This window comes from Streptomyces europaeiscabiei (genome assembly GCF_036346855.1).
Taxonomy (GTDB): domain Bacteria; phylum Actinomycetota; class Actinomycetes; order Streptomycetales; family Streptomycetaceae; genus Streptomyces; species Streptomyces europaeiscabiei.
The window spans coordinates 3,739,781-3,762,044 of sequence record NZ_CP107841.1 but is presented as its reverse complement, the minus strand read 5'-3'; the positions used below and the strand labels follow the sequence as shown (position 1 = coordinate 3,762,044).

At 70.9% G+C, this 22,264-nt stretch carries 15 protein-coding genes and 2 pseudogenes; 10 read left to right on the top strand and 7 right to left on the bottom strand.

Annotated elements, in window-relative coordinates:
- Positions 1-706 precede the first annotated feature (706 nt).
- The 3 genes from OG858_RS16270 to OG858_RS16260 form a co-directional block, all read right to left on the bottom strand.
- Positions 707-2,977: a heavy metal translocating P-type ATPase gene (locus tag OG858_RS16270; protein ID WP_328544770.1), complete on the bottom strand. Its 2,271-nt coding sequence runs from the start codon at positions 2,975-2,977 to the stop codon at positions 707-709.
- A 35-nt stretch (positions 2,978-3,012) separates the two neighbouring features.
- Positions 3,013-3,252: a heavy-metal-associated domain-containing protein gene (locus OG858_RS16265; protein WP_086752458.1), complete on the bottom strand. Its 240-nt coding sequence runs from the start codon at positions 3,250-3,252 to the stop codon at positions 3,013-3,015.
- 159 nt (positions 3,253-3,411) lie between these two features.
- Positions 3,412-4,080, bottom strand: a complete 669-nt coding sequence (locus OG858_RS16260) for a TetR/AcrR family transcriptional regulator (RefSeq protein WP_327748880.1) — start codon at positions 4,078-4,080, stop codon at positions 3,412-3,414.
- Positions 4,081-4,253: 173 nt separating this feature from the next.
- On the opposite strand from OG858_RS16260, the gene OG858_RS16255 reads away from it, so the two are divergent.
- Both OG858_RS16255 and OG858_RS16250 read left to right on the top strand, forming a co-directional pair.
- Positions 4,254-6,500, top strand: a complete 2,247-nt coding sequence (locus tag OG858_RS16255) for an MMPL family transporter (protein WP_328544771.1) — start codon at positions 4,254-4,256, stop codon at positions 6,498-6,500.
- A 345-nt stretch (positions 6,501-6,845) separates the two neighbouring features.
- On the top strand, positions 6,846-7,889 hold the full coding sequence (locus OG858_RS16250; RefSeq protein WP_319322269.1) for a zinc-dependent alcohol dehydrogenase family protein: 1,044 nt from the start codon (positions 6,846-6,848) through the stop codon (positions 7,887-7,889).
- On the opposite strand, the pseudogene OG858_RS16245 reads toward OG858_RS16250, so the two are convergent.
- A pseudogene (locus OG858_RS16245) lies at positions 7,870-8,085 on the bottom strand (GNAT family N-acetyltransferase); the annotation flags it as partial. The gene OG858_RS16250 and the pseudogene OG858_RS16245 overlap by 20 nt on opposite strands.
- Positions 8,086-8,279: 194 nt before the next feature.
- On the opposite strand from OG858_RS16245, the gene OG858_RS16240 reads away from it, so the two are divergent.
- Positions 8,280-9,911 (top strand): transposase, encoded by a 1,632-nt coding sequence (locus OG858_RS16240; RefSeq protein ID WP_328544772.1) that lies wholly within the window; start codon positions 8,280-8,282, stop codon positions 9,909-9,911.
- A gap of 5 nt (positions 9,912-9,916) precedes the next feature.
- On the opposite strand, the pseudogene OG858_RS16235 reads toward OG858_RS16240, so the two are convergent.
- From OG858_RS16235 to OG858_RS16225, 3 genes and pseudogenes are all read right to left on the bottom strand, one after another.
- Positions 9,917-10,238: pseudogene (locus OG858_RS16235) on the bottom strand (GNAT family N-acetyltransferase); the annotation flags it as partial.
- 61 nt (positions 10,239-10,299) lie between these two features.
- Complete coding sequence (locus OG858_RS16230) at positions 10,300-10,500, bottom strand: helix-turn-helix transcriptional regulator (RefSeq protein WP_086750016.1); 201 nt, start codon at positions 10,498-10,500, stop codon at positions 10,300-10,302.
- A gap of 314 nt (positions 10,501-10,814) precedes the next feature.
- Entirely contained in the window at positions 10,815-11,732 is a 918-nt protein-coding gene (locus OG858_RS16225) for a sugar phosphate isomerase/epimerase family protein (protein WP_086750015.1), read from the bottom strand.
- 124 nt (positions 11,733-11,856) lie between these two features.
- Between OG858_RS16225 and iolC the strand changes: the two genes are divergently transcribed.
- From iolC to OG858_RS16190, 7 genes are all read left to right on the top strand, one after another.
- Positions 11,857-12,807 carry a 5-dehydro-2-deoxygluconokinase gene (gene iolC / locus OG858_RS16220; RefSeq protein ID WP_319064861.1) on the top strand — a complete coding sequence of 317 codons (951 nt, stop codon included), beginning with the start codon at positions 11,857-11,859 and terminating at the stop codon, positions 12,805-12,807.
- An 86-nt stretch (positions 12,808-12,893) separates the two neighbouring features.
- On the top strand, positions 12,894-13,781 hold the full coding sequence (locus OG858_RS16215; RefSeq protein WP_319065018.1) for a Cgl0159 family (beta/alpha)8-fold protein: 888 nt from the start codon (positions 12,894-12,896) through the stop codon (positions 13,779-13,781).
- 7 nt (positions 13,782-13,788) lie between these two features.
- A complete protein-coding gene (iolB, locus tag OG858_RS16210; RefSeq protein WP_328544773.1) occupies positions 13,789-14,682 on the top strand; it encodes a 5-deoxy-glucuronate isomerase in 894 nt (297 codons plus the stop codon).
- Positions 14,679-16,562, top strand: coding sequence for a 3D-(3,5/4)-trihydroxycyclohexane-1,2-dione acylhydrolase (decyclizing) (gene iolD, locus OG858_RS16205; RefSeq protein WP_086750045.1), 1,884 nt, complete (start codon positions 14,679-14,681; stop codon positions 16,560-16,562). Before iolB ends, iolD begins: the two co-directional genes overlap by 4 nt.
- Positions 16,563-16,578: 16 nt before the next feature.
- Positions 16,579-18,081 (top strand): CoA-acylating methylmalonate-semialdehyde dehydrogenase, encoded by a 1,503-nt coding sequence (mmsA, locus tag OG858_RS16200; protein WP_319263935.1) that lies wholly within the window; start codon positions 16,579-16,581, stop codon positions 18,079-18,081.
- A 459-nt stretch (positions 18,082-18,540) separates the two neighbouring features.
- Entirely contained in the window at positions 18,541-21,198 is a 2,658-nt protein-coding gene (locus OG858_RS16195) for an alpha/beta fold hydrolase (RefSeq protein ID WP_319064860.1), read from the top strand.
- Positions 21,195-22,106, top strand: a complete 912-nt coding sequence (locus tag OG858_RS16190) for an ABC transporter permease (protein WP_179201201.1) — start codon at positions 21,195-21,197, stop codon at positions 22,104-22,106. The genes OG858_RS16195 and OG858_RS16190 overlap by 4 nt, the downstream gene beginning before the upstream one ends.
- Positions 22,107-22,264: the final 158 nt, after the last annotated feature.

Here is a 22,264-nt window from a genome sequence, read left to right as displayed (position 1 = left end):
TACGGGCCCCTTGGCTTGCCCCACTGGGGCTGACTGCTTTGTCGCACCACAGAAGAGGGCGCCCTACGGCGAGTGAGCCGAAGGGGTGCGCCGGTGTAGAGACGGCGATCGCGCGGAGGCCCGAAGGCTCGAGCACGATCGCCGCCTCGACACCGGCTTGGGTGCCCCGGAGGCGAACCGAGCCCCAAAAAGAATGAGAGAAGGCGCCCTGCAACGCTGGTCCCCCCACGGGCCGGCGAGCAGGGCGCCTTCCCATGTCCCGGTGCGGATTCCCCCCACGGGATCCGGCCGGGCGTCTGGTGGACCAGCGCCTGAATCGCTGAGCAGAACGAGCAGAACTCGTCCTACTTGTATCTCTCTGTTGTGCGGCGGTGTGCGGTCTGCCGGGACGCGTACGTACGGGAGGGCCGCTCAAAGCTCCCCGGTGCACGTGCCCCGGCAACGCAATTCCGGGAACGTCCCCCAAGACATCCCCAGATGTCAGTCACGCCCCCCAAGACGCTTCTGACATCGCCAACTTAGACTCACGAACCCCTTCAGTGGTTACGTTCACACCACTGTGATCTGCGTCTCTTGCCGCATGTCCTGAAGATGCGCAAGAGACGCGAATCGGTGATCGAGGCCCCAGCGTAAGGATGATGCGCGAGCCTTGTGAAGAGCTTATGTGAGGCTGCTTCCGGACTCTAGAGGGACTTTTGCCCGGCGGTCACGAAAATGTCCTGAGTCGCAAGCTGTTCGTTACCACGAAAACGGACGAAAAGGCCATAGCGGCCCCTGCGATCATCGGGTTGAGCAGCCCGGCGGCGGCCAGCGGCAGCGCCGCCAGGTTGTATCCAAAGGCCCAGGCCAGATTGCCCTTGATGGTGGACAGGGTCCGGCGCGACAGTCGGATGGCGTCGGCGGCCACCCGCAGGTCCCCGCGGACGAGCGTCAGGTCGCCCGCCTCGATCGCCGCGTCCGTTCCGGTGCCCATGGCGAGCCCCAGGTCGGCCGTGGCCAGCGCGGCCGCGTCGTTGACCCCGTCCCCGACCATCGCGACCGTATGGCCCTCGCCCTGGAGGCGGCGTACGACGTCGACCTTGTCCTCGGGCAGCACCTCGGCGATCACGTGCTCGGGGGAGATGCCGACCGCGGCGGCCACGGACCGGGCCACCCGCTCGTTGTCCCCGGTCAGCAGCACCGGTGTGAGCCCGAGCGCCCGCAGCCGCCGTACGGCCTCGGCGCTGGTCTCCTTGACCGCGTCGGCGACCGTGACGACACCGAGTGCCACTCCGTCGCGGGTGACCACGACCGCAGTGTGCCCTTCGCCCTCGGCGGCCTCCTTGGCGCTGTTCAGGGACTCGGGGAGCGGTCCTTCGAGGATCCGGCCCACCTGGACGCCGTAGCCCTCCACGCGGCCGCGTACGCCCTTACCGGGCAGGTTCTCGAAACCCTCGACGGGCGGCAGTGCGCCCACCCGGTCCTCGGCGCCCGCGGCGATCGCCCGGCCCACCGGGTGTTCGGAGGCGTGTTCGACGGCGCCCGCGAGGCGCAGTACGTCCTCCTCGGTGACGTCGTCGGGGGCGTCCTCGGCGACGTGCACCTTCCGGAGCGTCATCCGGCCGGTGGTGACGGTGCCGGTCTTGTCCAGGACGACGGTGTCGACGCGGCGGGTGGACTCCAGGACCTCGGGGCCCTTGATGAGGATGCCGAGCTGGGCGCCACGGCCGGTGCCGACCATCAGGGCGGTCGGGGTCGCGAGGCCGAGCGCGCACGGGCAGGCGATGATCAGCACCGCGACGGCCGCCGTGAAGGCGGCGGTGGTGTCGTCCGTGAGGCCGAGCCAGGCGCCGAAGGTGGCGACCGCGATCAGGATGACGACGGGGACGAAGACCGCCGAGATCCGGTCGGCGAGCCGCTGCACCTCCGCCTTGCCGTTCTGCGCGTCCTCCACCAGCCGCGCCATCCGGGCCAGCTGGGTGTCCGCGCCGATCCGGGTCGCCTCGACGACCAGCCGGCCCCCGGCGTTCACGGTCGCACCCGTGACGGCGTCCCCGGCCGTCACGTCCACCGGCACCGACTCGCCGGTCAGCATGGACGCGTCGACGGCGGAGGCGCCCTCCACGACGGTCCCGTCGGTGGCGAACTTCTCCCCGGGGCGTACGACGAAACGGTCGCCGACGGCGAGCCGTCCCACCGGGATCCGCACCTCGCGACCCTGGCGGAGCACCGAGACGTCCTTGGCGCCCAGCTTCAGCAGCGCCTTGAGCGCGGCGCCCGCGCGACGCTTGGAGCGGGCCTCCAGATAGCGGCCGAGCAGGATGAACGCCACGACCCCGGCAGCCACTTCGAGGTAGATCGTCGACGAGCCCGAGGTGCGCGAGACGGTGAACTCGAAACCGTGCCGCATGCCCGGCATGCCGGCGTGGCCCCAGAAGAGGGCCCACAGGGACCAGCCGAAGGCGGCGAGCGTGCCCACCGAGACGAGCGTGTCCATCGTGGCCGCGCCGTGCCGGAGGTTGGTGAACGCGGCCCGGTGGAAGGGCAGCCCGCCCCATACGACGACCGGCGCGGTGAGCGTCAGTGAGAGCCACTGCCAGTTGTCGAACTGCAGGGCGGGCACCATGGACATGAGGATCACGGGGAGCGCGAGCAGGGTCGAGACGGTGAGGCGCTGCCGCAGGGAAGCGAGTTCGGGGTCGGTCCCGTCCTCCGTCGCCGGTTCCGCGGCGGTCTCCGGGGGAGCCGGGGGCGGTGGCTCCTCGGCCGTGTAGCCCGTCTTCACCACGGTGGCGATCAGGTCGGCGACCGCCACCCCCGCGGGGTAGCTGACCTTCGCCTTCTCCGTCGCGTAGTTCACCGACGCCGTGACCCCGTCCAGGCGGTTGAGCTTCTTCTCGACGCGGGCCGCGCAGGAGGCGCAGGTCATCCCGCCGATGGTCAGCTCGACCTCATGGACGGGCGCGCTTGCCGGGGCTGCCGCGGTGGTGCTCGTCATGTCCGTGCCCCTGACGTCCGTACCCGTGCCCGGCCTCAGGCCCTGCCGACCAGCTCGAAGCCCGCCTCGTCGACGGCGGCGCGTACGGCCTCCTCGTCGAGGGGGGCGGCCGAGACCACGGTGACCTCACCGGTGGAGGCGACGGCCTTCACGGAGGAGACACCGGCGAGCTGGGTGATCTCGCCCGAAACGGCGCCTTCGCAGTGCCCGCAGCTCATTCCGCTCACCTGGTAGACGGCGGTGACGGAGCCCTGGGTGTCGGTCTCGACGGTCATGTCGTTACTCCTCGTCGGGGTGTCTGGGTCCGAGTAACCCTTCAGAGCGTCCACCTTATACCCCCTAGGGGTATGAATCCAAGAGGGGTCGGGCGGGGCGGGTGGGGTGCCGGGGGTGTCCGGGGCGCGGCGGGTGCTCGTGGGCCGCGCCCGGGAGTGTCAGAGGGCCGGAGGGCGGGGGGTGTTCGAGAGGGCGGCGGGCGGGTGGTCGCACACCAGGGGCTCCAGGTAGCGGAGCAGGACGTTCTTCAGTTCCTGGACGTACGCGTCGCGCTCGGCGCCCTCGCGGCCGAGCACCAGCTCCAGGCCCGCCTTGTACATGGCCACGCAGACGTGCGCGGTACGGGTGATGTCGGCGGCCGGTGTGTCGGACAGGAAGGGGGCGAGCAGTGCCTCGATCCGCGCGAGCAGGGCCGTGTGCAGGGCGTCGTGCTGCTCGGCGATCCGGCCGGGGACGTCCGGGCCGTGCATCAGCGTGAAGATCACCGGGTGCCGGCAGTTGAAGTCGATGAAGCGGTCGACGGCGGCGCCGACCGCCTCCTCCAGCGGGGTCGCCGGGTCCACGGGCGCGAGCGCCTCTCCGTACGTCTCCCGCATCTCGCGCATGAGCCGCTCGCTCAGCTCGATCGCGATCGCTTCCTTGTTCGGGAAGAACTGGTACAGCGTGCCCGGCGAGACCCCGGCCTCGCGGGCGATGGCGTTGGTGCTGGCGGCGGTGTACCCGGTCGAGCAGAACACGGAGGCCGCGGCTTCGAGGAGTTGGGCGATGCGGCGCTCGCCGCGGGCCTGACGGCGGCGCGGCTGCTCCTTCTCCTGGTTCACGGGCACGCGTTATCCCCAGCTTTCCGGACGTGATTGACAAACGCGAGTGGTCGCTCGCATTCTTGAGAAACGCGAGCGATGTCTCGTGTTTTCCAGTGTATGGCTCGGTGCTCCCGTGCTGCCCGACAGCGCACAGCACGGATCAGAGCGACGGATCAGAGTGAAGGGGACACCGCACCATGACCGAAGTCAACCGGCCACCCCGAGTGGGAGGCTGGACCCGGTTCGTGACCGCCCGCCCCCGGCTCTCCCTGCTCGTCGCCCTGCTGCTCACCGCTCTCGCGGTCGTGGCGGGGAGCGATGTGGCCGACCGTCTCGGCAGCGGCGGCTGGGAGGACCCGGCCGCCCAGTCCACCTACGCGACGAAGGCCCTGGAACGCGAGTTCCCCGACTCCAACCCGAACTTCCTGCTGCTGGTCGACGCGGGCGGCGCCTCGGTCGACGATCCGGCCGTCGCCGCCGAGGCGAAGCAGCTGACCGAGCGGCTCGCCGCCGAGAAGGGCGTCACGGGCGTCGGCTCCTACTGGCAGACCGGCGCGCCGACCCTGCGCGCGGAGGACGGCCGGGAGGGGCTGATAGCGGCCCGCCTCACCGGCGACGAGACGGCGGTGAACAAGACCCTGGACCGCATCGCGCCCGAGTTCCGCGGCACACACGGCCCGGTCGAGGTCAAGGTCGGCGGCATTCTCGCCGTGCGCCACGAGATGCAGACGATCATCCAGGAGGACCTGCTGCGGGCCGAGATGATCGCTCTGCCGGTGACCCTCGTCCTGCTGGTCATGGTCTTCGGCAGCGCGGTCGCCGCCCTGCTGCCGCTGGGCGTGGGCATCGTCGCGATCCTCGGCACCAACGCGATCCTGCGCGGCCTCACCGAGGTCACCGACGTCTCGGTCTTCGCCCTGAACCTCACCACGGCCATGGGCCTCGGCCTCGCGATCGACTACGCCCTGTTCATCGTGCGCCGATTCCGCGAGGAACTGGCCACCGGCGCCGACTCCTTGACGGCCGTCGCCACCACCCTGCGCACAGCCGGCCGCACGGTCCTCTTCTCCGCCCTCACGGTCGCCGTCTCCCTGGCGGCCATGATGGTATTCCCGCAGTACTTCCTGAAGTCCTTCGCCTACGCGGGCATCGCGGTGGTCCTCCTGGCCGCGGCGGCGGCCCTGATCCTCCTCCCCGCGGCCCTGGTCCTCCTGGGCGAGCGCGTCAACGCCTGGGACCTGCGCAAGCTGTTCAAGCGCCGCAAGAGGTCGGACACCGAAGGGAGCGACTCCCCGGTCGCGGAGGACGGCGCGGCCTGGGGCCGCATGGCAGCCCTCGTCATGCGCCGCGCCCCGTACTTCGCCATCGCCACGACAGCGGGCCTGGTCCTTCTCGGCCTCCCCTTCCTGGGCGTGAAGTTCGGCACGGCCGACGACCGCCAGCTCCCCTCGACCGCCGAGTCCCATGTCGTCCAACAGCACCTCAGGGACGGCTTCCCGGGAACCCCCGGCGGCGGCCTGGCGGTGCTGGCGGAAGGAAAGGCGGCGAAGACGCAGTACGCCGCCTACAAGGAGCGGCTGGCGGACCTGCCCGAGGTGCTCCGGGTGGACGGACCACTGGTCCAGGGCGACTGGGCCTACTTCACCGTGCAGCCGAAGGGTGAGGCGGTCGACGAGGGCGCGCAGCGCCTGGTGGACGACATCCGGGCGATGGACGCCCCCTTCGACACCTCGGTGACGGGCACGGCGGCGGTCCTGGTGGACACGAAGGCGGCGATAGGGGACGGCCTCCCCTGGGCCCTCTCCTTCATAGCGATCGTCACCCTGATCCTGGTCTTCCTCCTGACCGGCAGCGTGCTGATCCCCCTCCAGGCGGTCCTGCTGAACGCCCTCAGTCTCACCGCGATGTTCGGCGCGCTGGTCTGGGTCTTCCAGGACGGCAACCTCTCCGGCCTCCTCGCCTTCACCAGCCCGGGTTCCATAGAGACGACCCTCCCGGTCCTGATGTTCTGCGTGGCCTTCGGTCTCTCCATGGACTACGGCGTCTTCCTGCTCTCCCGCATCAAGGAGGAGTACGACCACACCGGCGACCACACGGCCTCCGTCCGCTTCGGCCTCCAACGCACCGGCGGCCTCATCACCGCCGCCGCCGTCATCCTCGCCGTCGTCATGATCGCCATAGGCACCTCCCGAGTCACCAACACCAAGATGCTCGGCCTCGGCATAGCCCTCGCCGTCCTCATGGACGCCATGGTCATCCGCAGCCTCCTGGTCCCGGCGGTGATGCGCCTGACAGGCCGCGCCACCTGGTGGGCACCGGCCCCGCTGAGGAGGTTCCACGAGAGGTTCGGCCTGAGCGAGGGTGAACAGGCGCCGGTGGTACCCCCGAAGACCGAGGAGAAGTCGAAGGAGCCGGAGCCCGTCTCGAGCAGCCCCGGAGTCTGAGAGACGAACAAGACGGACGGACGCCCCAACGGGAGGTGGCACGACAGGCCCGAAGGGCCGTCGTGCCTCCAGGGGCGCGGGGAACTGCGCGACAAGCCACGACGCTCCGGCACGGACAAGAATCACGTCAGCCGCCCTCTCGCCCCGGGCGGGGCCTGGGGCGACAGCCCCAGGAAAGCCGACCGGAGGTCAAAAGGGCGTCGAAGGGGCACAGCCCCTGGGGAGGGGACGGGTAGGGGCGGCGGGGGCGAGAACCCTCTGCCCGGCGATGCGATGCTGACCGGGGCAGGTCCGGACCGGCAGGGAGCACGATCACCGGCCCGCCGCAGTCGAAAGGTGGGACACATGCGCGCAGTCGTGTTCGAGCAGTTCGGAGAACCGGCCACGGTGAAGGACGTCGCGGCCCCCACCCCCACCCCTCACGGAGTCGTCGTACGGGTGGAAGCCACCGGCCTCTGCCGCAGCGACTGGCACGGCTGGCAGGGCCACGACCCCGACATCACCCTCCCGCACGTCCCCGGCCACGAACTCGCCGGCGTCGTGGAGGCGACCGGCACGGCGGTGACCGCATGGCGCCCCGGCGACCGCGTCACCGTCCCGTTCGTGTGCGCCTGCGGCACCTGCGCCGCCTGCGCGGCCGGGGACCAGCAGGTGTGCGAGCGGCAGACCCAGCCGGGCTTCACCCACTGGGGCTCGTACGCCCAGTACGTCGCCCTGGACCATGCCGATGTGAACCTGGTGGCGCTGCCGGACGAGCTGTCGTACGGCACGGCCGCCGCACTGGGCTGCCGCTTCGCCACGGCATTCCGCGCGGTCGTCGCACAGGGCCGCGTCGGGCCGGGGGAGTGGGTCGCGGTCCACGGCTGCGGCGGTGTGGGCCTCTCCGCCGTGATGATCGCGGCGGCCTCCGGCGCGCGGGTGATCGCCGTGGACATCTCCCCTCAGGCCCTGGACCTGGCCCGCAAGTTCGGCGCGGCGGAGTGCGTGAACGCGTCGGTGGAACCAGACACAGCCACAGCGATCCGCGAGCTGACCGGCGGCGGCGCCCACCTCTCCCTCGACGCCCTCGGCTCCCCGGCCACCTGCGCGGCCTCCGTCAACAGCCTCCGCCGCCGAGGCCGCCATATCCAGGTGGGCCTGCTCCCGTCCGAGACGGGCACCACCCCCGTCCCCATGGCCCGAGCGGTCGCCCTGGAGCTCGAACTCCTGGGCAGCCACGGCATGGCGGCCCACGCCTACCCCCGGATGCTGGAGCTGGTCCGGGCGGGAGTCCTCCGCCCCGACCTCCTGGTGACCACGACGATCCCCCTGGACGCGGCCCCCGCCGCCCTCGCGGCGATGGGCACGGCACCCGGCAGCGGAGTGACGGTCATCGAGCCGTGGAGCTGACCCGCCCACGCGGCTCGCCCCGCCCGCCCGGCTGGCCCCGCCCCATGTCGGGCCGCCCCTGGTGGGCGGCCCACTCCGGCGCGAGGACCGACATCCGCACGGTGTCGATCCACTCTCCGTCCTGCCACAGGGTCTGCCGCTCGACCCCCTCGGCCACGAAGCCGGCCTTCTCGTAGGCGTGTTGGGCCCGGGGGTTTGGAGCTGCTGGCGCTGGAGTGCGTTCAAGGGCGTTCTGGTGAGCGGCAGTGAGGGCGGGCGGTGTCGTGTCGTGTATCTCGGCGGTGGGGTCGTCTTGCGGCAGGGAACTGACGTTCTTGCGTCGAATGTGTGACCTTCCTGGGTGGTGCTCGTTCGTCATGGCGGCAGGGTTCTTCGGGTGGGGGTGACGGGGTGGGTGGGCTGAGGAGTGTGGCGCCGTCGTTCGTCGCGTCCGGCCCGGGCGGTGTGGCTGTCCGGACCCGTCTGAAGCACGTGACGCCCGGCGATGAGCAGGTGCTGCGTCTGGTGGGGGCGTATCTGGGGTCGCTGGTCTCGAAGGACCTCAAGACACGGTGCCGGGACGGCCTGTCGCATTCCGGTGAGGCGTGGGCGGTGCGTAAGCGGGAGCTGACGCCGCTGTCGTCGTCACGGTGGGCGGGGTCGATCAGCAAAGCCTCGCACGACCAGTGGGCGCTGGCCCGGCGCTGCCAGCTGGCGCACATCCAGCACCTGGAAGTCGGCATCCGCACCATCGAGAACCGGCTGTCCCTGCCGGTGGGGCAGAAGGGGACGAGGAAGGCGCCGGGGGGTTACCGGTCCCGGCGGGAGTGGCATGCGAAGTCGCGGCGGCTGCGGGTACTGCAGGACCGGCTGGCTGCCGCGCGGGCCGACCGTGAGGCCGGCCTCGTCCACGTCGTACGTGGCGGTAAACGCCTGGCCCATGCCCGCCACCACCTGGAGGCTGCCCGGCTCACCCAGTCGCAGTGGCGCCGGGGCTGGGAGGCGGAGCGTTGGTTCTGCCAGGCGGACGGGGAGTCCGGCAAGCGCCACGGCAACGAGACCATCCGGATCAGCCCCGACGGCGAGGTGAGCATCAAGTTGCCCGCGCCGCTGGCGCATCTGGCGAACGCCCCGCACGGCCGCTACGTCCTCGCAGGTCGGGTCGTGTTCGCGCACCGGGGCGGTGAGTGGGCGGACCGCGTTGCGGCCAACCGGGCGATCGCCTACCGCATCCACCTGGATACCGGCCGGGACCGCTGCTATCTGACCGCGTCCTGGCAGCTCCCGGTCGCACAGACCATCCCCATCGAGGCCGCGCTCGCCCACGGCGTGATCGGCGTCGACATGAACGCCGGCCACCTGGCCTCCTGGCGCCTGGATGCCCATGGCAACCCCACCGGCAGCCCGCGCCGTTTCTTCTACGGCCTGACCGGCAGCGCCGAACACCGCGACGCGCAGGTCCGCCACGCCCTCACCCGCCTCCTGCACTGGGCCCAAACGTGTGGTGTGAAGGCGATCGCGGTGGAGGACCTGGACTTCGGTGCGGAGAAGACCCGGGAGAAGCAGGGCCGCAAAAAACGCTTCCGGCAGTTGATCTCCGGTATGCCCACCGGGAGACTCCGCGGTCGGCTCTCCTCGATGGCGGATCAGACGGGTGTCGCGGTCATCGCCGTCGACCCCGCCTACACCAGCCGCTGGGGCGCCCAACACTGGCAGAAACCCCTCACCAGCACGACTCGTAAGACCACTCGCCACGAGGCTGCCGCCGTGGCGATCGGAAGGCGCGCCCAACAACACCCGATCCGGCGACGGACGGCACCGCCCCCACACGACCGGAGTGATCGTGTGGGGCATCGGACCGTCCAGGCCCGACCGGATGTTCCTGGGCGTGAGGGACCCCGCCCCCGCGTTCCCGGACCACGGACACGATCCGTGCCGCCCGGACGCGGAGCGAACGCGGGCAACCAGAACGCCCAACACCGTCCGGGGCGTTCGGCTGAGCATGGGTTCTGGCAACAGGACTCACTCCCGCTCAGTCTCTAGGAACGGTTGTGGGTGTGGACGTACAACGACACGCGATGCAGCCCCAGCCCCTCGAAGGCATGCCCGACCGTCAGTCGCACGGCCTCCGTGCCCAGCCCCCGGCCCCGTCCGCCAGGCCCGATCAGAATCCGGAAGCAGCAGCTGCGGTTGGCCTCGTCCCTCCCCCAGTTCTCTGCTTCGCTCGAACCGGGGGGACCCTCACATTGAGCACGGCCTCACCCACCAGTTCACCGCTCGCCCGGTCCACGATGCCGTCGCGTCGTATTCGGTGAACGGCCGCAGCACGGCCCTCTCACCGGTGAGCACGGGTTTCTGGGAAAAAGTCATCCCCGGATCCTGGACAGCGGACGGACCCGGGGACGAATGAATAAGTGGGCTGCGGAGCGGGTCAGTCGACCTTGCGCCCTCGATTGCCCGGTCTGGAGGCCACCCAGGCGCGGACGGTGTCGGCGTACCAGTAGGGCTTGCCGTTCTCCATGTGGTCGGGCGGCGGCAGCAGCCCGTGTTTGCGGTACGAGCGGACGGTGTCGGGCTGCACACGGATGTGCGCCGCGATGTCCTTGTACGACCAGAGGCGTCGGTCGGTCATCAGTGGCACCTCCCTGCGCGCACCACGGCGGCGGCCGGGAAGACCATCGGGGGAGCCGGGCACTGCGCTGGCGATCACAAATCTGTGTCGCTCAACGACGCGAGGTGATCACCGGCAGGGTCCGTCGTGCACGTGTGACGGAAGACCCGCACACACGTGACATTCGTGACAGAAAGGGGTTCTTTGTGGCAAGAGTGAGGCATCAGCGCCCCGTCAGGGGCGCGGGGAACTGCGCGACGAGCCACGAACCAGCCGCAGCCTGCGAACAACCCGCAGTTCCCCGGCGCCTCAGAGCCCGGTTCCCGGCGGAGCGCTCACGCGCCGCAGGACCTCAGGAACGCCCGAGTCCGCTGAGCGATGGGCAGCGGCTTGTCCGGCTCGCAGGGATACATGTCCTGCTCGACGATCGCGAACAGATCCACGTCCAGCTTCTGCGCGGCGGCCAGCACCGGCCCCAGCTCGGGCACACCCTTCGGCGGCTCGCACATCACACCCTTGGCCACGGCCGGCCCGAACGGAATCTCGTTCGCGCGGACGTCGGCCAGGATCTCGGGGTCGACCTGCTTGAGGTGCAGATACCCGATGCGCTCCCCGTACGTCTCGATCAGCTTGACGCTGTCGCCGCCGCAGTAGGCGTAGTGCCCGGTGTCGAGGCACAGCGACACCACCGACGAGTCGGTGCCGTCCAGGAAGCGGACGACGTTCTTCTCGCTGTCGATATGGGTGTCGGCGTGCGGGTGGACGACGATCTGGAGGCCGTACTTCTCCCGCACCTCCCGCCCGAGCCGCTCGGTGAGCTGGGTGAGGTGCCGCCACTGCTCGACGGTCAGTTCGCTGGACTCCAGCACCTTGCCCGTCTTGTCGTCCCGCCAGAAGGAGGGGATGACGACGAGGTGCTTGGCGCCCATGGCCTGTGCGAGGACCGCGTTGTCGGCCACGTGCGCCCAGGTCTTCTCCCAGACGTCCGGACCGTGGTGCAAGCCGGTGAAGACCGTGCCGGCCGACACTTTCAGGCCGCGTTTGGCGGTCTCCTCGGCGAGGACCGCCGGGTCGGTCGGCAGATAGCCGTACGGGCCCAGCTCGATCCACTCGTAGCCGGAAGCGGCGACCTCGTCGAGGAAGCGCTGCCAGGGGACCTGCTGGGGGTCGTCGGGGAACCAGACGCCCCAGGAGTCGGGCGCCGAGCCGACTCGGATGCGCGAGAGTGAGGACTGAGGTGACAACGACGTCATGGGAGTCAGCTTCAGTCCCGAAGCGGAAGGTGTCAATAGGTAGTCCGAATGTCTGGACAAAGTATTGACAGGGTCGCTCCGACGGGACTAGACCTTGACCGAACCGGCGCGTGAAGGGAACTCGATGGCGTACGACCTCATCACCATGGGGCGGATCGGTGTGGACCTCTACCCGTTGCAGACGGGGGTCCCGCTGCCGCAGGTGACGTCCTTCGGGAAGTTCCTCGGCGGATCGGCGACGAACGTCGCGGTGGCCGCGTCCCGTCTCGGCCGCTCCACCGCCGTCATCACCCGCACGGGTGAGGACCCCTTCGGCGAGTACCTCCACCAGGCGCTGCGCGACTTCGGTGTCGACGACCGCTGGGTCACCCCGGTCCCGGGCCTGCCGACCCCCGTCACCTTCTGCGAGGTCTTCCCGCCGGACGACTTCCCGCTGTACTTCTACCGCCGCCCCAAGGCCCCGGACCTGGAGATCGACGCCCACGAGCTGGACCTCGACGCCGTCGCCGGGGCCCGGATCTTCTGGGTGACCGGCACCGGCCTGAGCGAGGAGCCCAGCCGCACGGCGACGCTCGCGGCCCTCGCCCACCGGGCCAGGGCCGGTACGACGGTCTTCGACCTCGACTGGCGCCCCATGTTCTGGACCGACCCGGCCGAGGCCCGCCCCTTCTACGAGGAGGCCCTGCGGCACACGACCGTCGCGGTCGGCAACCTCGACGAGGTCGAGGTCGCGACCGGTGTCCGTGAGCCGCAGGCCGCCGCCCGCGCACTGCTCGACGCCGGGGTCGAACTCGCGGTCGTCAAGCAGGGCCCCAAGGGTGTCCTCGCGGTCAACAGCAAGGGCGAGTCCGCCGAGGTCCCGCCGCTGCCCGTCAACGTCCTGAACGGCCTCGGCGCCGGTGACGCCTTCGGCGGCTCCCTCTGCCACGGCCTGCTCGAAGGCTGGGACCTGGAGAAGATCATGCGGCACGCCAACGCGGCCGGCGCGATCGTCGCCTCCCGCCTGGAGTGCTCCTCCGCGATGCCCACGGTGGCGGAGATCGAGGCAGCGGTCGCGGCAGGAGCGGTCCTGTGAGCACCACCGAGCCCGGCCGTCCCACCGCTGCCACCAACGGCAGCCCCGCCGCCGACCCTCTCGGTCGCGCCTCCGCCGCCGGCCCCCTGAGCCGCGTCGACGTCTCCGCCCTCGTCCGCACCCGGGTCCACCACCCCGAGGCGATCGCCGAGGCCGCCGCCCGGCGTACCCGGCGCCCCCTGATCGGCGACTCCGGCCGGCTGATGATCGTCGCCGCCGACCACCCGGCCCGGGGTGCCCTCTCCGTCGGTGACCGCAAACTCGCCATGGCGAACCGGGCCGACCTCCTCGAACGCCTGTGCCTGGCGCTGTCCCGCCCCGGCGTGGACGGTGTCCTCGCGACCGCCGACATCCTCGACGACCTGCTTCTCCTCGGCGCCCTCGACGGCAAGGTCGTCATGGGCTCGATGAACCGGGGCGGCCTCGCGGGCGCCAGCTTCGAACTGGACGACCGTTTCACCGGCCACCGCCCCGAGGACATGAGGCGCCTCGGCTTCGACGCAGGCAAGCTCCTGCTGCGCGTCGACTACGACGACCCGGGCTCCCTCACCACCCTGGAGTCCACCGCCCGCGCCGTGGACGCCATGGCGGAGCGCAGGCTCCCCGTGTTCGTCGAGCCGTTCATCAGCCGCCGCGACCCGGCCACCGGCAAGGTCAGGAACGACCTGAGTGCCGACGCCGTCACCAAGTCGATCGCCATAGCGGCCGGGCTCGGCGGCAGTTCGGCGTACACCTGGCTGAAGGTGCCCGTCACCGAGAACCCCGACGACATGGCCCGCGTGATGGAGACCTCGACGCTGCCCGCCGTACTGCTCGGCGGCGATGTCGGCGAGGACCAGGAGGGCGCGTACGAGAAGTGGCGGGGCGCGCTGCAACTGCCCACCGTGCAGGGCCTGGTGGTCGGCCGCTCATTGCTCTACCCGTCGGACGACGACGTGACCGCCGCCGTGGACACCGCCGTAGGACTGTTGTGAGGGCCGCATGACACAGAAGACCGAGCTGTACGTACCCAAGGGCGCCACCGCGAACGCGGAGTACGCCGTCGACATCGACCCGAAGCGGGCCGGCTGGACCCACAGCAGCCTGCGCATCGTGGAGTTGGAGCCGGACGGGACGCACGCGTTCACGACCGGGGACAGCGAATGGATCGTGCTGTCCCTCAACGGCGGTTGCACGGTGCGAGTATCGGGTGAATCGGGTAAATCCGCACCTTCCGGTGAATCCGGTGAGTCAGGTGAATCAGGTGAACCCGGCGGCGAGGAAGACGCAGAGTTTCAGATCCTGGGCAGGGAGAGCGTGTTCGCCGGAGTCTCCGACTTCGTGTACGCGCCCCGTGACGCCCGGGTACAGATCGCCTCCGGCGCGGGAGGCCGCTTCGCTTTGGCAGGAGCGAAGTGCGAGCGACGACTCCCCGCCCGCTACGGCCCCGCGCCGGAGGTCCCCGTGGAAGACCGCGGCAGCGGCACCTGCGCCCGCCAGGTGCGCAACTTCGCCTCCGCCGACGCCTTCGAGTGCGACAAGCTGATCACCGTCGAGGTCATCACCCCCGGCGGCAACTGGTCCTCGTACCCGCCGCACAAGCACGACGAGAACCGGCCGGGGGAGGAGACCGAACTCGAGGAGATCTACTACTTCGAGATCGACGGCCCCCACGGCTTCGGCTACCAGCGCGTGTCCCCCTCCCGCGAGGGCGGGTCCGAGGTGCTCGCCGAGGTCCGTTCCGGTGACGCGGTGCTCGTGCCCGACGGCTGGCACGGCCCGTCCATCGCGCAGCCCGGCCACAGCATGTACTACCTGAACGTGATGGCCGGTCCGGGCTCCGAGCGGCAGTGGCGGATCTGCTTCCATCCCGACCACACGGAGGGGTACCGATGAGCACGATCCGGCTGACGGTCGCCCAGGCGCTGGTCCGCTTCCTTTCCGCCCAGTACACCGAGCGCGACGGCGAGCGGCAGCGGCTCATCGGCGCCACCTGGGGCATCTTCGGCCACGGCAACGTCGCGGGCCTCGGCCAGGCGCTGATCGAGTACGCCGACGACATGCCGTACCTCCAGGGCCGCAACGAGCAGTCGATGGTGCACGCGGCCGTCGGCTACGCCCGGCAGTCGAACCGCCTCTCCACGCACGCCGTGACGACGTCCATCGGCCCCGGCGCCACCAACCTCGTCACCGGCGCAGCCCTCGCCACCATCAACCACCTCCCGGTGCTGCTGCTCCCCGGCGACATCTTCGCCACCCGCCCGGCCGACCCGGTACTCCAGCAGCTCGAAGTGCCGTACGCGGGCGACATCAGCGTCAACGACACGCTCCGCCCGGTGTCGAGGTACTTCGACCGGGTCACCCGCCCCGAGGCCCTGATCCCGGCCGCGCTGCAGGCGATGCGTGTCCTCACCGACCCGGTGGAGACGGGGGCCGTGACCCTCGCCCTGCCGCAGGACGTGCAGGCCGAGGCGTACGACTGGCCGGAGGAGTTCTTCGCCGAGCGGACCTGGAACGTCCGCCGCCCGGCGGCCGACGTCGCCGAACTGGCCGCCGCGATCGGCGCGATCCGTGCGGCCCGCCGCCCCCTGATCGTCGCCGGCGGCGGTGTCCACCACGCCCGCGCCGAGGAGACGCTCGCCGAACTGGCCGCCGCCACCGGCATCCCCGTGGCGTCCACCCAGGCCGGCAAGGGCTCCCTCCGCTTCGACCACCCGCAGGACGTCGGCGGCATCGGCCACACCGGCACCGCGACCGCGAACGAACTCGCCCGCACCGCCGACCTGGTGATCGGCGTCGGCACCCGGTACACGGACTTCACCACCGCCTCCGGCACCCTCTTCGCCGCCGACGGCGTCCGCTTCCTCAACCTCAACATCGCGCCCCACGACGGCCACAAGCTCTCCGGGCTGCCGCTGGTGGCGGACGCGCGGGCAGGTCTCGAGGCGCTCGCCGAGGCCCTGGAGCTGCACGGGCACCGGGTCGCGGACGCGTACGTCGCCGAGTACACGGAGGACAAGCAGCGCTGGGAACACCGCGTCGACGCCTGCTTCGAGGCCGACGAGCCGGACACCCGGCCCACCCAGGCCCAGGTCCTCGGCCTCCTCGACGAGATCGTCGACGAGGACGACATCCTCATCAACGCGGCCGGTTCCCTCCCGGGTGACCTGCACAAACTGTGGCGGACACGGTCGCGGGACCAGTACCACCTGGAGTACGGCTACTCCTGCATGGGCTATGAGATACCGGCCGCGATCGGCGTCCGGCTGGCCGCTCCCGGGCGCCCGGTGTGGGCGCTGGTCGGCGACGGCACGTATCTGATGATGCCGACCGAGATCGTCACGGCCGTGCAGGAGAACGTCCCGATCAAGGTGCTGCTCGTGCAGAACCACGGGTACGCCTCCATCGGCGGCCTCTCCGAGTCGGTCGGCGGTGAGCGGTTCGGTACCGCCTACCGGCACCGCAACCCCGACGACGGCACGTTCACGGGCGCCCCGCTGCCCGTGGATCTCGCCGCCAACGCGGCCAGTCTCGGCATGCGCGTCCTGCGCGCCAAGACCATCCGTGACCTGCGTGCCGCCCTCGCCGATGCGCGGGCGGCCGACACTCCCACTTGTGTCTACGTGGAGACCCAAACGGCCGACACAGTGTCGGGCCCGCCTCCCGCGCAGGCCTGGTGGGATGTACCTGTGGCCGAGACCGCGACCCGCGCGTCGGCGGTCAAGGCACGCGAGGAGTACGACCGGCACGTCTCAACCCGACGCCGCCATCTGTGAGAAGGAGTTTCTCGGCATGACGAAGATCGTCAACCACTGGATCGGCGGCAAGACCGTCGAAGGCGCGTCGGGTACGTTCGGTCCGGTCACGGACCCGGCGACCGGCGCGGTCACCACCAAGGTCGCCTTCGCGACCGTCGACGAGGTCGACGCGGCGGTACAGACCGCCAAGGAGGCCTACGTCACCTGGGGCCAGTCCTCGCTGGCCAGGCGCACGGAGATCCTGTTCCGCTTCCGCGCGCTGCTCGACGCCAACCGCGACGCGATCGCCGAGCTGATCACCGCCGAGCACGGCAAGGTGCACAGCGACGCGCTCGGCGAGGTCGCGCGCGGCCTGGAGATCGTCGACCTGGCCTGCGGCATCAACGTCCAGCTGAAGGGCGAGCTGTCCACGCAGGTCGCCAGCCGCGTGGACGTCGCCTCCATCCGCCAGCCGCTGGGCGTCGTCGCGGGCATCACGCCGTTCAACTTCCCGGCGATGGTCCCGATGTGGATGTTCCCGATGGCCATCGCGACCGGCAACACGTTCGTGCTGAAGCCGTCCGAGAAGGACCCGTCGGCCTCGATCAAGATCGCCGAACTCCTCTCGGAAGCCGGTCTGCCGGACGGCGTCTTCAACGTCGTCCACGGCGACAAGGTGGCCGTGGACCGTCTCCTGGAGCACCCGGACGTCAAGGCGATCTCCTTCGTCGGCTCGACCCCGATCGCCCGCTACATCCACACCACGGCCGCCGCCAACCACAAGCGCGTCCAGGCTCTCGGCGGCGCCAAGAACCACATGCTGGTCCTCCCGGACGCCGACCTCGACGCGGCCGCAGACGCGGCCGTCTCGGCGGCCTACGGCTCGGCGGGCGAACGCTGCATGGCGATCTCCGCGGTCGTGGCGGTCGGCGCGATCGGCGACGAACTCGTCGAGAAGATCCGCGAGCGCGCCGAGAAGATCAAGATCGGCCCCGGCAACGACCCCACCTCCGAGATGGGCCCGCTGATCACGGCGGTACACCGCGACAAGGTGGCCTCGTATGTCACCGGCGCGGCGGCGGAAGGCGCCGAAGTCGTCCTGGACGGCACCGGCTTCACGGTCGAGGGCTACGAGGACGGCCACTGGATCGGCATCTCGCTGCTGGACAAGGTGCCCACGTCCGCGAAGGCGTACCAGGACGAGATCTTCGGCCCGGTGCTGACCGTGCTGCGTGTCGACACCTACGACGAGGGCATCGCCCTCATCAACGCCTCCCCGTTCGGCAACGGCACCGCGATCTTCACCCGCGACGGCGGCGCCGCCCGCCGCTTCCAGCTGGAGGTCGAGGCCGGCATGGTCGGCGTCAACGTCCCGATCCCGGTTCCCGTCGGCTACCACTCCTTCGGCGGCTGGAAGGACTCCCTCTTCGGGGACCACCACATCTACGGCAACGACGGCACCCACTTCTACACCCGGGGCAAGGTCGTCACCACCCGCTGGCCCGACCCGGCCGACGGCCCCACGGGCGTCGACCTGGGCTTCCCGCGCAACCACTGAGGCCCCGCCTCACTCTCCCCGCGCCCCGTGAGGGCGCGGGGAGAGCTGTTTCCCGGTGGGCGCGGGGAGCCGCCTCCATCGGAGGGCACGGGCACCTGCCCTCAGGGGCGCGGGGAACTGCGCGACCGACCACGACGAACCCGCACCCGCTCAGGGGCGCGGGGAACTGCGCGACCGACCACGACGAACCCGCACCCGCCGGCAAATCCCACCCCTCGAGCTATAGGGCGCCTATAGGGGGTCGAAGGGGCACAGCCCCTGGGGATGGGACGGGTAGGGGCGGCGGGGGCGAGAAACGACCCGGGCCGCCCCACTTATCAGGTTGCTGTCGAGTCCGTCACCCACCCCCGCATACCGCACCCGCTGTATACCGAATTCCTCCCGTACGACCGTGGGATACCCCACCCCTCCCCCTTGAGAGGGCCGTGGCCCACCGCCGGGGCCCCGTACCGTTGACGCATGGATCTTCGACTGACCGGACCGCGACTGCGCGGGGCGTTGCGGCGGAGGCCGCGGCGGACCATCGCCGCCGTGGCCGCCGTCGTCGTGCTCGCCGGCGCGGGCACCTGGACGGCCACCGCCTCGGACGAAGCGGCGCCGGTGACCCGCACCGACCAGGCCATGGACACGGCCGAGGGCGTACGCATCGACACCTCGTACTTCACCTCAGGAGGAGACGGCCGCCGCCCGGCCGTCCTGCTCGGGCACGGCTTCGGCGGCAGCAAGAACGACGTCCGCAGCCAGGCCGAAGCCCTCGCCCGCGACGGCTACGCGGTGCTGACCTGGTCCGCGCGCGGCTTCGGCGACTCGACCGGCAAGATCGGCCTGAACGACCCGAAGGGCGAGGTCGCCGACGTCTCGAAGCTGATCGACTGGCTCGCGAAGCGCCCCGACGTACAACTCGACAAGAAGGGCGACCCGCGCCTCGGCGTCGCCGGCGCCTCGTACGGCGGAGCGATCTCACTGCTGGCCGCCGGGTACGACGACCGGGTCGACGCCATCGCGCCCGCGATCACGTACTGGAACCTGTCGGACGCCCTCTTCCCGAACGGCGTCTTCAAGAAGCTGTGGGCCGGCCTGTTCGTCAACACCGGCGGCGGCTGCGAGAAGTTCGAGACGCGGCTCTGCGAGATGTACCAGCGGGTCGCCGAGTCCGGGCAGCCCGACGCGGAGGCCGTGAAGCTCCTCGACGAGCGCAGCCCCGAGGCCGTCGGCGACCGCATCAAGGTGCCCACGCTGCTGCTCCAGGGCCAGACCGACTCGCTCTTCCCGCTCGGCCAGGCCGACGCCGCCGCCAAGGCGATCAAGGCCAACGGCGCGCCCGTGGAGGTCGACTGGATCTCCGGCGGTCACGACGGCGGCGACATGGAGACCTCCCGCGTCCAGGCCCGGACGAACGCCTGGTTCGACCGCTACCTCAAGGACGACAAGAGCGCCGACACCGGCTCCGCGTTCCGCGTCACCCGTACCCTCGGCACCGGCTCCGGCGACGGCGAGACCCGCCTGAGCGGTACGACCGACGACACCTACCCGGGGCTGGAGAGCCACCCCACGTCGATCGCGCTCGCCGGACGCGAGCAGAGCTTCGAGAACCCGGCCGGCGCCAACCCGCCCGCCATCTCGGCCCTGCCCGGCCTCGGCGCCGGCGGCGGCCTGGCCCAGCTGTCCTCGCTCGGCGTCAGCATCTCCCTCGACTTCCCCGGCCAGTTCGCCGCCTTCGAGTCCAAGCCCGTCGCGGACGACCTCCAGATCACCGGCTCGCCCACGGCGACGGTCCATGTGAAGTCGACCAGCGAGGACGCCGTCCTCTTCGCCAAGGTCTACGACGTCGGCCCGGACGGCAGGTCCCAGGTCCTCCCCTCCCAACTCGTCGAGCCCCTCCGGGTCGAGGGCGCCAAGGCCGGCAAGGACGTGAAACTCACCCTCCCGGCCATCGACCACGAACTCGACGACGGCCACCGCCTGCGCCTCGTCCTCGCCTCCACCGACCTCGGCTACGCCTCCCCGACGACCCCGGCGACGTACACCGTCTCCGTCAAGGGCGACCTGGAGGTACCCACGCCCCTCGGCCGGGCCGACCGCGCGGACGTCCTGCCCGCCTGGGTCTGGTACCTGCCGATCGGCGGCGCCGTGATCGCGGCCGTCCTCCTCGTCACCGGCCGCCGGCGGATCGTCACCCCGGCTCCCGACCCCGCGCTCGCCGAGGTCCCGCTCCAGATCACGGACCTGAGCAAGAAGTACAAGAACGGCGACCGCTACAGCGTCCGCGACCTCTCCATCCGCGTCGAGAAGGGTCAGGTCCTCGGTCTCCTCGGCCCGAACGGCGCGGGCAAGACGACGACCCTGCGCATGCTGATGGGCCTGATCCAGCCGGACGGCGGCCAGATCCGTGTCTTCGGCCACGCGATCGTGCCGGGCGCCCCGGTCCTCTCCCGGGTCGGCGCCTTCGTCGAGGGCGCGGGCTTCCTCCCGCACCTGTCCGGCCGCGAGAACCTGGAGCTGTACTGGGCCGCAACCGGCCGCCCGGCCGAGGACGCCCACCTCGAAGAGGCCCTGGAGATCGCCGGCCTCGGCGACGCCCTGGCCCGCGCGGTCCGCACCTACTCCCAGGGCATGCGCCAGCGTCTGGCCATCGCCCAGGCCATGCTCGGCCTGCCCGACCTGCTGATCCTCGACGAGCCGACGAACGGACTCGACCCGCCGCAGATCCGCGAGATGCGCGAGGTCATGATCCGGTACGCGGCGGCCGGCCGAACGGTCATCGTCTCCAGCCACCTGCTGGCGGAGGTCGAGCAGACCTGCACGCACCTGGTCGTCATGGACCACGGCAAGCTCGTCCAGGCGGGCCCCGTGAGCGAGATCGTCGGCTCCGGCGACACGCTCCTGGTCGGTACGTCCGAGCCCGTGGACGAGCCGGTCGTCGAGAAGATCGCCGCGCTGCCGGGCGTCGACTCGGCCGTCCGCGCCGACGAGGGCCTGGTGGTCCGCCTCGACGCCGACGGCAGCGCCCAGCGCCTGGTCGCCGAACTCGTGCGGCTGGAGATCCCCGTGGAGTCGGTCGGCCCGCACCGCCGCCTCGAAGACGCCTTCCTCACCCTGATCGGAGAGTCCGCATGAGCACGCTGGCCGAGCGTGCCGAGCACGCAGAACCCGGGCACACCGAGCCCGGCCGTAGCGAACCCGTGGAGGTCGCCGACGGCTACCGCGCGGGCCGCACCCTGCCCCTGAGGGTCGAGCTGGTCCGGCAGCTGAAGCGCCGCCGCACGATGGTCATGGGCGGCATCCTGTTCGCCCTGCCGTTCGTGCTGCTGATCGCCTTCCAGGTCGGCGGCACGCCCGGCGAGGGCAACAACCGGGTCAACCTGATGGACATGGCGACGGCGTCCGGCGCGAACTTCGCCGCGGTGAACCTGTTCGCCGCCGCGGGTTTCCTGCTCGTCATCCCCGTCGCGCTGTTCTGCGGCGACACGGTCGCCTCGGAAGCCAGCTGGTCCTCCCTGCGCTACCTCCTCGCCGCGCCCGTCCCGCGCGCCAGGCTGCTGTGGTCCAAGCTCGTCGTCGGCCTCACCCTCAGCCTGGCGGCGATCGTGCTGCTGCCGGTCGTCGCGCTCGCCGTCGGCACGGTGGCATACGGATCGGGCCCCCTGGAACTGCCCACCGGTGGTGAGATCGCGCAAGGCGCCGCCGCTCAGGCGCTGCTGATCACGGTGGGATACATCTTCGTGTCCCAACTGGTCACCGCCGCCCTGGCGTTCTGGCTGTCCACCCGGACGGACGCCCCGCTCGGCGCGGTCGGCGGTGCCGTCGGCCTCACCATCGTCGGCAATGTGCTCGACTCGGTGACCGCCCTCGGCGACTGGCGCGACTTCCTGCCCGCGCACTGGCAGTATGCCTGGCTGGACGTCGTCCGCCCGCAGCCCGAGTACACCGACATGATCCAGGGCGTCTCGGTCTCCGTAACGTACGCGCTGGTGCTGTTCGCCCTGGCCTTCCGCGGTTTCGGCCGCAAGGACGTCGTCTCCTAGGTCACCGGAGGATCACCCACCGGTCTCGACGGGCCCCCGCCGTGGCCGCTTCGAGACGCATCCGCAACACCCCGTGGCGCACATCCGGGCCCTCTCCGCCGTCACAGTCACAACAGTCGCCCACGAAAGGCGACAGATGACGTGGCTAGGGGGCCCGG

Coding starts and splice junctions, on each gene's coding strand:
- OG858_RS16270 (WP_328544770.1), bottom strand. CDS start 2,977: ATGACGAGCACCACCGCGGCAGCCCCGGCAAGCGCGCCCGTCCATGAG.
- OG858_RS16265 (WP_086752458.1), bottom strand. CDS start 3,252: ATGACCGTCGAGACCGACACCCAGGGCTCCGTCACCGCCGTCTACCAG.
- OG858_RS16255 (WP_328544771.1), top strand. CDS start 4,254: ATGACCGAAGTCAACCGGCCACCCCGAGTGGGAGGCTGGACCCGGTTC.
- OG858_RS16250 (WP_319322269.1), top strand. CDS start 6,846: ATGCGCGCAGTCGTGTTCGAGCAGTTCGGAGAACCGGCCACGGTGAAG.
- OG858_RS16230 (WP_086750016.1), bottom strand. CDS start 10,500: ATGACCGACCGACGCCTCTGGTCGTACAAGGACATCGCGGCGCACATC.
- OG858_RS16225 (WP_086750015.1), bottom strand. CDS start 11,732: ATGACGTCGTTGTCACCTCAGTCCTCACTCTCGCGCATCCGAGTCGGC.
- iolC (WP_319064861.1), top strand. CDS start 11,857: ATGGCGTACGACCTCATCACCATGGGGCGGATCGGTGTGGACCTCTAC.
- iolB (WP_328544773.1), top strand. CDS start 13,789: ATGACACAGAAGACCGAGCTGTACGTACCCAAGGGCGCCACCGCGAAC.
- iolD (WP_086750045.1), top strand. CDS start 14,679: ATGAGCACGATCCGGCTGACGGTCGCCCAGGCGCTGGTCCGCTTCCTT.
- mmsA (WP_319263935.1), top strand. CDS start 16,579: ATGACGAAGATCGTCAACCACTGGATCGGCGGCAAGACCGTCGAAGGC.
- OG858_RS16195 (WP_319064860.1), top strand. CDS start 18,541: ATGGATCTTCGACTGACCGGACCGCGACTGCGCGGGGCGTTGCGGCGG.
- OG858_RS16190 (WP_179201201.1), top strand. CDS start 21,195: ATGAGCACGCTGGCCGAGCGTGCCGAGCACGCAGAACCCGGGCACACC.